This is a genomic window from Armatimonadota bacterium (assembly GCA_039679645.1).
In the GTDB taxonomy this organism is placed as follows: domain Bacteria; phylum Armatimonadota; class UBA5829; order UBA5829; family UBA5829; genus UBA5829.
This window is the reverse complement of record JBDKUO010000020.1, coordinates 56,350-68,984: the sequence shown is the minus strand read 5'-3', so window position 1 is coordinate 68,984 and position 12,635 is coordinate 56,350. Positions and strand designations below refer to the sequence as shown.

11 protein-coding genes and 1 tRNA gene are annotated in these 12,635 nt (G+C 53.3%); 5 read left to right on the top strand and 7 right to left on the bottom strand.

Features of this window, described 5'->3' with window-relative positions; genetic code table 11:
• Nucleotides 1–291 precede the first annotated feature (291 nt).
• Together ABFD83_04420 and ABFD83_04415 are read left to right on the top strand one after the other, a co-directional pair.
• Nucleotides 292–858, top strand: a complete 567-nt coding sequence (locus ABFD83_04420) for a hypothetical protein (GenBank protein MEN6356311.1) — start codon at nucleotides 292–294, stop codon at nucleotides 856–858.
• 175 nt (nucleotides 859–1,033) lie between these two features.
• Nucleotides 1,034–1,357, top strand: a complete 324-nt coding sequence (locus ABFD83_04415) for a hypothetical protein (protein MEN6356310.1) — start codon at nucleotides 1,034–1,036, stop codon at nucleotides 1,355–1,357.
• A gap of 7 nt (nucleotides 1,358–1,364) precedes the next feature.
• Here ABFD83_04415 and ABFD83_04410 read toward each other — a convergent pair whose 3' ends face one another.
• The 5 genes from ABFD83_04410 to sppA form a co-directional block, all read right to left on the bottom strand.
• The gene (locus ABFD83_04410; protein ID MEN6356309.1) at nucleotides 1,365–1,922 is read right to left on the bottom strand and encodes a flavodoxin family protein; all 558 of its coding nucleotides are present in this window, start codon (nucleotides 1,920–1,922) and stop codon (nucleotides 1,365–1,367) included.
• Complete coding sequence (locus ABFD83_04405; protein MEN6356308.1) at nucleotides 1,919–2,836, bottom strand: dihydroorotate dehydrogenase; 918 nt, start codon at nucleotides 2,834–2,836, stop codon at nucleotides 1,919–1,921. The genes ABFD83_04410 and ABFD83_04405 overlap by 4 nt, the downstream gene beginning before the upstream one ends.
• A complete protein-coding gene (locus tag ABFD83_04400; GenBank protein MEN6356307.1) occupies nucleotides 2,833–3,678 on the bottom strand; it encodes a dihydroorotate dehydrogenase electron transfer subunit in 846 nt (281 codons plus the stop codon). The genes ABFD83_04405 and ABFD83_04400 overlap by 4 nt, the downstream gene beginning before the upstream one ends.
• A 217-nt stretch (nucleotides 3,679–3,895) precedes the next feature.
• The gene (gene polA / locus ABFD83_04395; GenBank protein MEN6356306.1) at nucleotides 3,896–6,631 is read right to left on the bottom strand and encodes a DNA polymerase I; all 2,736 of its coding nucleotides are present in this window, start codon (nucleotides 6,629–6,631) and stop codon (nucleotides 3,896–3,898) included.
• A gap of 2 nt (nucleotides 6,632–6,633) precedes the next feature.
• On the bottom strand, nucleotides 6,634–7,767 hold the full coding sequence (gene sppA, locus ABFD83_04390; protein MEN6356305.1) for a signal peptide peptidase SppA: 1,134 nt from the start codon (nucleotides 7,765–7,767) through the stop codon (nucleotides 6,634–6,636).
• Nucleotides 7,768–8,005: 238 nt separating this feature from the next.
• Here sppA and ABFD83_04385 point away from each other — a divergent pair.
• The 3 genes from ABFD83_04385 to phnE all read left to right on the top strand — a co-directional run bounded on the left by ABFD83_04385 (nucleotide 8,006) and on the right by phnE (nucleotide 10,385).
• A tRNA-Leu gene (locus tag ABFD83_04385) sits at nucleotides 8,006–8,091 on the top strand.
• Between the two features lie 192 nt (nucleotides 8,092–8,283).
• Nucleotides 8,284–9,036 carry a phosphonate ABC transporter ATP-binding protein gene (gene phnC, locus ABFD83_04380; protein MEN6356304.1) on the top strand — a complete coding sequence of 251 codons (753 nt, stop codon included), beginning with the start codon at nucleotides 8,284–8,286 and terminating at the stop codon, nucleotides 9,034–9,036.
• Nucleotides 9,036–10,385, top strand: a complete 1,350-nt coding sequence (gene phnE, locus ABFD83_04375) for a phosphonate ABC transporter, permease protein PhnE (protein ID MEN6356303.1) — start codon at nucleotides 9,036–9,038, stop codon at nucleotides 10,383–10,385. Before phnC ends, phnE begins: the two co-directional genes overlap by 1 nt.
• A gap of 132 nt (nucleotides 10,386–10,517) precedes the next feature.
• Here the strand turns inward: phnE and ABFD83_04370 are convergent, their stop codons facing one another.
• Nucleotides 10,518–11,168, bottom strand: a complete 651-nt coding sequence (locus ABFD83_04370) for a hypothetical protein (GenBank protein ID MEN6356302.1) — start codon at nucleotides 11,166–11,168, stop codon at nucleotides 10,518–10,520.
• A gap of 72 nt (nucleotides 11,169–11,240) precedes the next feature.
• Complete coding sequence (locus ABFD83_04365) at nucleotides 11,241–12,482, bottom strand: Gfo/Idh/MocA family oxidoreductase (protein MEN6356301.1); 1,242 nt, start codon at nucleotides 12,480–12,482, stop codon at nucleotides 11,241–11,243.
• Between the last annotated feature and the right edge of the window lie 153 nt (nucleotides 12,483–12,635).

Below are 12,635 nucleotides of genomic sequence, written 5' to 3'. Positions count from 1 at the left end.
AAGAAACTCACGAAGTGAGGATTAGCAGGAAAGGGCTTCCCAGAAGTGTAATGACATCTGAGACCTGCCGATAACGCTAATTCTGTTCGATTTTCGATTTTTGAGACACCCTCTCAAATCCCGGACCATCAGTATACTCACGTGCTTGAAATCCCCCGAAAAACTCTTTTCAAAAAAACTGTTGACAACTCTCAGTGAACATGGCATAATATCCCAGTAATCAAACATCCGTTCGCAACCCATAACCCATAACCCATAACAACTCATAACTCACAACGGAGGACAAATCCAATGATCAGCAGGAAAGGAATCGGAGGTCCAAAGACAGAGGAAGGCAAAAAAAGAGTCTCACTCAACGCAATGAAGCATGGCCTCACGGCAGTTTCGCCGCAGGGTCTGGAGACCCTCGCGCAGGATATAGGCGTCACATATGAGCAGGTCCTTGAGGATTTTTGCCGCCACTACAGGCCAAAGGATGCTGTTGAGGAAGTCCTGGTCAAGCGCATTGCGCGGTGCGCGTGGCGTCTGATCATCACCCAGGCAGTCGAGGACCGCTACCTCGAACGCCGCGGCCTGCCCAACAGTATCGGCAAGACCTACGAGCGCATAATCAAGCACGAGCGCCTGAGCGATATTCAGCTCCACAGGGCTATCGCCGCACTCGCCCGCAAGCGTGAACGCGAGCAAAATCAAAACTCACAAAACAAACTCAATCCCGACCCCGTTCCAAGCTCAAATCGACCCCTGCCCAAGCGTGAGTTTGTTTTGCCGGAACCGGTCGATCAGGGCGAACGTAGAGAGCCTGCCTTTCAGTGCCAGGTGCTCCCTCTCCCCCTCGGCGGGAGAGGGCCGGGGTGAGGGGGATACATGTCTTGGCATCCACCAACAGCCATGCCTGCGCGGTGCGCTCTCTCAGTTGTTTTGCTGCTTTTCGTTATAAGCAGGACAAATCTCCGGTATCGGCTAAACGGTATTTTGTGGTAGGCTAGTTGGGAACCATAATCTCGAACCATCATAAGGGGGTTGGGTGAGCATGAGAATTCTCATATTTGTTCTACACACAATAATTACTTTGGCATTCACTTTTCTGCCGATTCTGTTTTCATGGTGGATCAATGTTCTCATATATATTGTGTGGGGCATTCATATCATGATATTCGGGCGCTGCGCACTGACAATAATCGAGTACGGCAAAGACAGCAAAACTACATTCGGCGAAGAACTCCTAAAGAAGCTGCATATCAATATGAAAAAGGAGCATTATTACTTCTTCTCAAAATATATTCAGGCTCCGCTTTGTATTGTGCTCTCACTCATCTGGCAGAAAGCGTTGGGCTTTGCACCCTTGATTTATTGAGGGGCTACTACCGCCCGCCAAGAGCAAGACCGACGCAATACGCTTTTTCAAGAATATCCGGTCTGCCGATTACATCGCCTTTATGAGAGACGCCGTCGGCTGCGATAGTATCTACGAGCTTCACACCAAGGTAATCGAAGCTCAGATCGAACATCTTGAGCATCGGCTCGGCTGCGCGGGGACCCTCTTCTTCATAGGCGGTCACTATAATTGCAGATTTGCCCTCGATCAGTGGCCTGCCCGAAGGATGATTGAACACTACGAAGCGGTCTATAAAAGCCTTCATAATGGCAGTCGGGGCATACCAGTATACGGGAGTAGCGAACACGAGCACGTCGCTGCCGGATATCACGTCGTAAAGCGCGGTCATATCATCATCAACAGCGCACATTTTACCATTTTTCCAGCACATACTGCAGCCTACGCAGCCTCTGACATTGAGCTTTCGCAGGGCGATAGTCTGGGTCTCAATTCCCGCGTCACGAGCGCCGTCAATGACCCTGGATGTGATGATGTCCGTATTGCCGTTCGCGCGCGGGCTGCCGAGAAATGCCGTGATTTTCACTTGCCTACAGCCCCCACTATCTGCTTGACGTCGCTGATATTGGCGGACGCCAGATATTCCTCGATGCCGTCTATGATCTCCACAGCGGCCATAGGGTTCACGAAGTTGCCTGTGCCGACTGCAACCGCATCCGCCCCGGCAAGCATAAACTCGACCGCGTCCATCTCGTTCATAATCCCGCCCATCCCGATGATCGGGACATCGACAGCCTGCGCCACCTGCCACACCATCCGCAGCGCAATGGGCTTCACCGCTGGGCCCGAAAGCCCGCCGGTGATATTGGCGAGCCTGAACTTCTTTCGCCATGGATCGATTGCAACTCCTAGCAAGGTGTTTATCAGAGAGAGAGCATCACTGCCCGCTTCGACAGCCGCCTTTGCAATTGATACGACATCGGTTACATTGGGCGAGAGCTTGGTTATCAGAGTAAGGTCAGTGACTTCCCGCACGGCTTTGACGACTTCGGCTATGCCTTCAGGGCTGTTTCCAAACGCCAGGCAGCCTTTCTTTACGTTGGGGCAGGAGACGTTCAGCTCCAGGCCGTGGACGCCCTCGGTCTTGCCGAGGACTTCCGATACACGGGCGTATTCATACACACTCTGGCCGACCACGTTCACGATTACCGGCACATCAAACTGCCTTAGAAACGGCAGTTTTTCGTTTACAAAGGCATCGAGACCGTCGTTTTGAAGGCCAATGGCGTTGAGCATACCCGAGGGTGTCTCGACAGTGCGCGGATAATCATTACCCGACCAAGGCTCCAGAGACGTCCCTTTGACTGTGATCGCGCCGAGGCGACCCAGGTCGTAGAAATCGGCCATCTCCTGGCCAAACCCAAATGTGCCCGAGGCGACCGTGACGGGATTTTTCATCTTGATCTTGCCGATATTCACGCTCAGGTCAGGCTTTGTCAGTCCCATATTATGTCCTCCGCGTTGAACACCGGCCCGTCTTTGCAGACTCTCTCACGATGCCAGTTATTGCCGGATGTATCCCCCGGTACCGGTCCTTTGATCTTCTGCACGCAGCCCATGCACACTCCAAGACCGCAGGCCATGTTATTTTCCAGTGAGACCTGGCAGTTCGGCACGCCCGCCTCGTGAGCAATCCTTGCGACCTCGCGCATCATGGCGTTAGGACCGCAGGAGTAGACTCGTATGTGTTGTGAGTTATGAGTTTCGAGTTGTGAGTTGAAGAGTCGGCGCTGCAGGAGTTCGGTCACAAGGCCGTGGTGGCCGTAGGAGCCGTCGTCTGTTGAGACTACAACCTCTACTCCATGCGAGATAAACTCAGCCTCACAGAGCAAAGCATTTTTGCTCCTAGCTCCCGTAAGCACTTTAACGTTTTCGCATCCCCACAGGGCGCAGAGCCTGTCGCTGAGAAAGTGCAGTGGAGCCGCGCCGCACCCGCCTGCCACTATTATGTGCTGTGCGCCGGTCGAGTCTCCCAGGTCGAACCCACGACCCAGAGGCCCCACAACACTGACGTTCTCACCAGCAGCGATCTTGTTCATCAGCGCTGTGCCCCTGCCCACCAGCACATAGAGCAGTGAGAAGAGTCCCTCGTTTGGGTAGACGGCATGCACCGAAAACGGACGCCTCAGCAGAGGATCTGTAGTGGTAGCCGCCACCCGGACATTCACGAACTGCCCCGGCTGGGCCTGCCGCACTATTTCAGGACAGTGCAGCAGCGAGCGGATCACCCCAGGCGATACCTCGCTGTGCGCTATCACTTCACAATTATATATACCTTTCATTGCACCCCCGCTATATAGAGGGATTGAAATCCCTGATATGGGGTCCGGGATAATCCTGGACCATCCGAAATAATGATTTATCTTCTTGGGTGTATCGGGAATTTATTCCCGAAACGAGCAGCACGTATCGGGAACAAGATTCCCGATACACCAACACCAAATCAGATTGCGCCCTCACCCCAACCCTCTCCCCCAGGAGAGGGAGATGGGCGGACTGCTAGTCGCCGAGATCAATCAACGGTTCTTCTTCGCGCTCGGCAGTCATCTGAGACCAGTTCTTGCCGGATTTCACATCCGCCCTCAGCGGGACCCGTAAATCGACGGCATGCTCCATACCCTCGCGGACAAGGCTGCAGACGGTATCAAGTTCACTAGGCGGCACTTCAAGGAGAAGCTCGTCGTGGACCTGTAGGAGCATCTTGCTCGACATGCCGGCCTCTTTCAAGGCGTCATGCACCCGGATCATGGCGATTTTCATGATATCTGCGGCTGTGCCCTGGATAGGCATATTGACCGCTGCGCGCTCGGCAAACTGCCTGATGTTTCTGTTGGAGTTGTTGATATCCTGCATATATCTGCGGCGGCCCATGAGGGTTGTCACATATCCCTTTTCGCGGGCAATAGCTATCGTCTCATCGGTAAAAGTCCGCACACCCGGGAACCTGGCGAAGTAGGTCTCGATAAAGTCGTGAGCCTCTTTGACGGATACTCCCAAGGCCTTTGAGAGAGTAAAATCGGCCATGCCGTAGATCACAGCGAAATTGACCGTCTTGGCTCGCCTGCGCATCTCTGGGCTGACATCATGCGGCTCGACATTAAAGAGCGTGCAGGCGGTGGCGGTGTGGATATCCTCGTTGTTTTCAAATGCCTTGACCAGACCCGCGTCATCGGTCACATGGGCTAATATTCTCAGCTCGATTTGAGAGTAATCGGCTGAGACGAGCAGGTTATCGCCCGCGGCAACAAATGCTTTTCTAATCTGCCTGCCAAGCTCTGTCCTGATCGGAATATTCTGCAGGTTAGGATCACTCGACGAAAGCCGACCAGTAGCTGTGACGGCCTGGTTTAGAGACGTATGAATCCTGCCTGTTCTCGGGTTTATGAGCTTGGGAAGCGAATCTGCATATGTAGACTTGATCTTGGTAAGCTCGCGATAGTGCAATATATCAGCTACTATCGGGTTGTCCGTTGCGAGTTCTTCCAATGCGGACGCGCTGGTAGAGTAGCCTGTCTTGGTCTTCTTCGATGTTTGCAGGCCGAGCTTTTCAAACAGGATCACTTGAAGCTGCTTGGGCGAGCCTATGTTAAACTCTTCGCCCGCCTGGTCGTAAATTCTCTGAGCGACCTCGCGTATATCGACATCAAGAGTGATCGAAAGGTTGCCGAGCTGGCTCACATCGACCGCGACCCCGTTAAGCTCCATCTCAGCAAGGATCGGGGCAAGCGGGAGTTCGACTTTGGTATAGAGGTCCATAAGACCGTCATTTTGCAGGCGCGATTCGATAGGCTCGCGGACACGGTATATGGCCTCGGCCTCGCCGCAGATCAGAGTGGCGTCATCAATCTTATTTTCCTGCTTAGAGGTCACACCAGGCAGTTCAAGTGAGAGCTGCTCAAAGGCGACATCCCCTATCTCAAAGGAGCCTCTGGATGAATCGAGCAGGTATGCGCCGAGCATAGAGTCTAACGTGACGCCCCTGAGCACAACACCTCGCAGGGCAAGAGCTGCATGATTGAGCTTTGAATCGTGACAGAATTTTTTAACCTTATCCGATTCGAGGACTTCCTTAAATGCACTGAGGTCGGCCTGGAACGGACCATCGAAGCCCAACTCAAGTGAGCCGGTCGATTTCTTGGCAGGGTCAATTACCTGAACGTATGCAGTGTCGCCTATGCCCTTGCAGAAGCTGATACCAATTATCTCTGCATCGATCGATTTACCGTTGGCAGTGTGGCACTGCATGGCAAACCCGCCCTCTGATTTGAGCAAATCGATAAGTCTTTTGAGTTCATCTGCTGACTCTATCCGGCTGCATGCTCCCAGTGCGACCCTCTCCTCGGGAGCGGCTTTGCCCTCGGCCATCCCGATCTCGGGCAGGCGCTTGAGCATTGTCTTGAACTCGAGTTTTACGAACAGGTCCCGAAGGGCATCATAGTCAGGTTCGCGCCTGGCGTAATCGTCCAGATCCAGCTTCTCCGGCAGGTCAGTGACTATCGTAGCAAGGTGCTTGGAGAGATGCGCCATTTCTTCATTGGCTTGCAGCGCCTTCTTGGCCTTGCCCTCAGGAAGATCGCCGACATGATTGAGCAGGTTTTCGAGTGTGCCGTATTCCTGAAGCAGGCTCACTGCCGTCTTGTCGCCTATTCCGGGCACACCGGGAATATTGTCCGACGAATCGCCCTTCAAAGCCTTATAATCGACTATCTGATCGGGAGTAAGGCCAAAGCGATCCTTGACTGCATTTGAGTCGTATTCGACAGTATCGGTAACGCCCTTTACTGTAGTCATAACTCTGACGCTCTCGTCGACAAGCTGCAGTGCATCGAGATCGCCTGTGACGATGGTGGTCTCCCAGCCGCGAGCCGTTGCATCTTTGGCCATTGCACCGATGATGTCGTCGGCTTCATAGCCGGGAACCTCAATCACGGGCACATTGAATGCGCGGATCAGCTCACGAGCGACCGGCGACTGCTCAATCAGTGCGTCCGGGGTCGGCTTGCGATGCGCTTTATATTCTTCATACTCCACATGCCTGAAGGTAGGCGTGGGCGTGTCGAAGGCAACGGCTATATAGTCCGGTTTTTCCTCGAAGAGCCTCAGGAGCATCATAGTCAGTGCATAGACGGCATTAGTCGGCTGGCCGCTCGCGGTCGACAGATACCGCATAGCGAAAAACGCGCGGTAGAGCAGGCTGTTGCCGTCAATTACGACCAGTCTCTTCCTATCGGTCATTGTCACCTCGGAGACACCGTGGTTCCCTGATTTCTCAAGATCAGCTCAAGAGCTTTACGCGTGACTGCGCTGTCCAGCTCGGCGGATGCTTTGGACGAATCTCCGCCAAGCAGGCTCTGCAGGAATCCCTTGCGGCCATATTCAACCACTTTGGGCGCGCCTTTAATTCCGCCTGCCTTGGCTGCGGCTCTCACTGTCTCATGCAGGCCGCCAATCTCATCCACCAGTTTGACCTTAAGCGCCTGGTCGCCTGTGAATATGCGCCCGTCGGCTATCTTTTTAACTTGATCGAACGGCAGATTGCGCCCTTTGGAAACTGCCTTTACGAAGTTGATATAAGTCGTGTTTATGATCTCCTGAAGCAGCGCGTGCTCTTCGGGAGTAATAGCCCGGTTGGGTGAGCCGATATCCTTGAACTTGCCGGACTTGATCACCTCGGGGCGATAACCTATCTTCTTATAAAGTTCGCTCATGTCGGCAGTTGACATAATAACGCCTATGCTGCCGGTAACTGAATTTGCGTCCGAATATATCTTGGTGCAGGGCGAGGCAATGTAATATCCGCCTGAAGCGGCGACATCGCCCATCGAGACATACACCACTTTACCCGAATCGCGCACACGATTGATCTCGTTATAGACCTCTTCGGAGCCAGCGGGGCTGCCGCCGGGGCTGTTGATCCTGATTACAATGGCCTTTGCGCCATTGTTTTTTCGAGCCTGCTCAAGCTGCTCTACTATATCTTCAGAACCCGAGACGCTCTCTCCAAAAGGACTGCCGCCGCTTGTGCCCGCTGTTATCACGCCGTTAACCCGTATCAGCGCGACGTGAGAGCCGCGCTCCACTGTAGTGCCTGCCCCGCCGCCTACGATTGCGCCGATGATCCCGATTGTAAATATGAAAAACAGGAACAACACGCCCAACACTATCACAATAGGAATCCAGTATCTGGGTTTGGACTGCGGCTGATATGGGACATACTGCCACGCGCCGGGTGGAGGCGCCTGATAGCCGCCTGGCCCTGGCGCATACTGTCTGTAGCCCGGCTGCGGGCCTGGTTGCCCGGTCGACTGTGAAGGTTGACCGGATTGAGGCTGCTCCGGCTCTTGCGGTCGGTCTTGCATATCGTCACTCATTGTGTGTCTCCTTTAATGGCTGAAAGTGGAGAGCTAAGAGCCCGGAACCACTAACGCTCAGTTATGGCTCAGCGGGAGCCTCGCCCTTCCGGCACGCCTAAAAAGCTGCCCCGCTATAATGCCAACCTTCGGGGCATTCGCCCGCGAAGTATAGAGGTCATTTCCCGAAGAACTGGACACTCCCCGGACTATTGCGATTGACAGCCCTGATTGGAAAAAGTATAATGACTTATCATTTGCCGGAGTGGCGGAATGGCAGACGCAGTGGTCTCAAAAACCACCGAGGGCGACCTCATACCGGTTCGACTCCGGTCTCCGGCACCATGTTTTAGCCGCAGCTAGTATACCCCCAACGACCGTATTCAGGCAAGCTATTCCCAGCGGATGGGGAGCATTTCTGCCGAGTGATCAGTTTCCCGGCGAATGAATTCGCGGCAACGAAAACACAAAGTCCCCCTACGGGGACTCGTATTTCAGTAGATGCAGGCACACCAAGCGTGCTTGGACAAGAATATAATGCTTAAAATTGAAAACCTGACAAAGGTATATCCGAACGGGACTCGGGCACTAAATGAAATATCGCTGGAAGTGCCTGCCGGTCAGTTTGTCGCAATAATCGGATTATCCGGCTCAGGCAAGAGCACGCTGCTTCGCTGCATCAACCGCCTCATCGAACCTACATCGGGCAAAATATCCCTCGACGACATAGAAGTCACTGCCGCAAAAGACCTCAGAGAAATTCGACGGCGGATAGGAATGATATTTCAGCACTTCAACCTCGTAAAACGCTCCAGCGTGCTGACCAATGTCCTAAGCGGCAGGCTGGGATATGCCAACCCCGCGGCAAGTCTGGCGCATATATTCAGCAGTGAGGATATAGCAGACGCAAGAGCCAACCTGGCGCGGGTCGGGCTGCTGGAAAAAGAATCTGAACGGGCAGACTCACTTTCAGGCGGCCAGCAGCAGCGCGTAGGCATTGCGCGTGCTCTGATGCAAAAGCCTGAGCTGATTCTGGCTGATGAGCCCGTTGCCTCACTCGACCCGGCAACCGCGCACACTGTGCTCGATCACCTGGAACAGATGAACAAGCGCGACGGGATGACTGTGCTGTGTAACATTCACTTCCTGAGCCTTGCAAGGAGATACGCCGACCGGGTAGTCGCACTAAAAGCAGGTGAAATAGTCTTTGACGGCCTACCTGATGAGATTGACGATATCAGGTTCAAACAGATCTATGGTGAGGACGCCGAGCAGGTGGAGATATGTTGATGAGCGAGACTAAACCACCCAAAAACCCGATACTCGCTTCTGTGCTGTCTGCTTTGATACCCGGGTTGGGTCAGATATACGCAGGTAAACTGACACGAGGCATCTCGCTTTTTGTCGGGCTTGCCGCACAGGCTGCCCTATTTTACGGAGTGGGTGCGCCGTGGCTTGCCGGATGGATGGCTTTGATATGGCTTTGGAATATATGGGATGCACGCTGCCTGGCGAAGGGAATCGCGGCTTCGGCTGCCGGGCCTGTCATTCTGATATTGCTGCTTAACTTCGTGGCGGCGTGGAAAGTTACCGATATACACGTTCCGTCGCTTCAGCCGGAACAGAGAAGCGTCATCGGCAATATTGTCTCGGGGCTGGGCAACCCGGACTTTGTCTCACGCAAGACCAGGCACCTGAGCGCGACAACCAAGTATATAGTCGTAGGACCGGGCGCGCCGGAGTCGGTGGAGCAGCCTGTGGTAAAAAGCGGCGAGCCGGTGATTACGATAAGCCCCAGCATGGTCAAGAAGGCCGAGTCGATTACTGTTACAGGGAAAAACTTTGCGCCCAACTCAAAAGGCTCACTGATCCTGCTTGGGGCTGATGAGATGCCTGTCGGGGTGTTTCATACCGATCGGAATGGTCGATTCGAGAAGACTTTTGTAAACCCGCGCTATATACCCGGCGACTATTTCGTGCAGGCGCAGATGGATGTGCCGACAGGCGGATGGAGCCTGAGCAGCACCCTCAAAGATGCAGCGCCAAGAATGTTCGAGACTATATATCTCGCGTTCATCGGGACGGCGCTCTCGCTGATCTTTGCGCTGCCGTTGAGCTTTTTGGGAGCGCGCAATTTGATGTCCGGGAATGCATTATTAAAAGCAATTTACGGCATTGTGCGGGGACTTTTCAGTGTGCTGCGGTCTGTAGAGGTGCTGATTATTGCCGTGATTGCAGTCGCGGCTGTGGGGATTGGGCCGTTTGCGGGCGTATTAGCCCTTGCTATCCATGGGATCGGCGCGCTTGGAAAGCTCTACTCGGAGGCTATCGAAAGCATAGAACATGGCCCCATAGAGGCTATCAGATCGACCGGCGCAAGCGACCTTCAAGTGATAGTCTACGCGGTCGTGCCGCAGGTGGTGCCGCAGTTTATTGCTTTCACGCTGTACCGCTGGGACATAAACGTGCGTATGGCGACAGTGATCGGCCTAGTTGGCGGCGGCGGGATCGGATATCAATTGATCCAGTATATGAACCTGCTGCAGTGGCGGCAGGCCGCAACGGCGATATGGCTCATCGCGGGAGTGGTCATGTTGATGGACTACGCTAGCGCAGTGATCAGGGAAAAGATTGTATGAGCTTCGGGAAATCTGCTTATTGAGAGGCCTGGTTCAAAGCGGATTCCCCGGCTCCACTCGGAATGACATAGTTGAAATGCTTTCGCCAAAGCAAAACTTTTGACTTTTTGACCTTCAAACTTTTCGACTCAGCTAAAGCACGGTTATTTTCGCGGTTACGCAGCTTCTACCGGTGCTGTTTTGTTGAACTATATAGTAGTTTTGAACCCCCGGCTGAAACAGCAAAGTGGAATATTGCCTGCCGTTTGCAAGATATATGCTCTCGAAATTGCCGTCCGGGGTCGGGACGCCGTAGAGCAAAAGCGAGCCTGATTTTGTTGATCCTGCAACTCGATATGTGTATTTTCCCGCTCTCGGAAATGCGTTGAATGAAGCAGTCATGGACGGCTCAATCGGCAGGCTTTTAATCACTTTGCCGGAAGCATTGAGGATCTCAACAGCAATAGCGTCCTTGCTGCTCAAATTCCGCCAGACGATTTTATCGCCAAGGTCCGCATCCATGCTGTCGGGTGAAAACGTGCCGTCGGAAAGACATGAGATATCATCGCGCACGACCGGCTTGCTCACCTGCTCCAGGGTGCCGCTGACAATTTTGATTGAGCTTGACGTATCGTTGGTCCAAATGACCCTGTTACCCTTATCGACTGAAATATCGACAGGTGAAGACCTGGTCGAAGATACAGTAATTTCATTACTTCTGTTGGAGTCGCTGGAGTCACTGCCGCTTCCTCCACAGCCGTTCAAACATACAAGCACTGCAATTACAGCAATAAATCTGGTCACTATCGGATACCTCCAAGCTTTGGGATTCGGAAATTGCAACCAAGATAACAACTGCCAACTGCACAGTTTCATCTATAAGGTCTCTACTGTCTTGCTTCTCCGCGCGCGCTCAGCCGCGAAGACGATTAAGTGGCTCTCAAGCGAGATGTCGGGCCCGGATGTGATCCGCGACGGGTCATCCTCGCGTACGGCTGACAAAAAGCTCTTCATCAGACCGAAATCGCCGCCGCCATGGCCCGTAGTGATCTGACCGTCGCCCATATCCAGCTCGACCATGGTCTTCTTCTCGGTCAAAAAATCGGCGTGCTCGATACCCTGATCGATGCACCGAAGAGTGCCCTGATCGCCCATAACGTACGTCTCCCGGCCGCCTGACAAATTAAAAGCAGTCATAGTAAAGCCCGCTGTCTCGCCGCCGCCGAACTCCATGTTGACCACCTGGTGATCGACAACATCATTATCGCATGCAAAGACGCATCGTCCGTAAGGACCGTCCTTGAGAGCAAGCTTTACGGCCTCGGGCGTGCCGCCGCGAGTCACAACGTTCACCGGCCACCTGTCGAAATGGGTGATATCTCTTATATAAATCTTAAATGCCGAATAGGGACACTTTGGCTCGATGCTGCATTCGGCGCAGCGGTCCGATGCGCCCTGCGGCTGATTGGCGCGCGTGAAATACGAAAGGCTGCCGAATGACGACACTGCGGTGCATTTACTGGGTATGAAGTAATTGAGCAGATCGATATCATGGCAGGACTTGGCAAGAAGCATGAACGATGACATCTTCTCATTGCGCCAGTTGCCTCGGACATAGGAGTGAGCCTGATGCCAATAGCCGACCGGTTCGAGCAGTTGGATATTATGCACCTTGCCAATGATGCCGCTGTCGATCATCTCTTTAAGTTTGCGATTGAACGGAGTGTATCTCAAGACATGGCAGACCGCCAGCATAACACCGCTCTTTATTACGGCATCATAGATAATCTTGCAGTCCTCGGGAGTTGGAGCCATGGGCTTTTCGAGCATTAAATGATAGCCCATGCCAGCCAGAGCCACAGCCGGGTCACGATGGTCGGCGTCCTGCGTGCAGATAATGGCGGCCTCGGCGAGTTTCGGTTTGTCCAAAATATCCCGCCAGTCTCTAAAGCGCATGTTCTCGGGAATGTTATAGGTATCGGCATAGTCGTTGCGGACATCATCCCTCGGCTCGCATACCGCAATAATCTCCCCCTCATCAGGGAATGCCTTTACATACTTTGCGTAGGCATTGCCGCGACTGCCGGCGCCTACGACTATAAATGATACCTTTCTCATGATACTTCTCCAAAAAAACTTCTTGTTGAATAGACCTATCTTTTACAGTTTAGCCGTATTGTTCGGCTTTTTCAATGGTAGACCGGGATTTGCGTCAATTGTGAGGAGCCAGAGATGTGATGATTCAAACCGCCGTCATCTGGAAAAAACCAC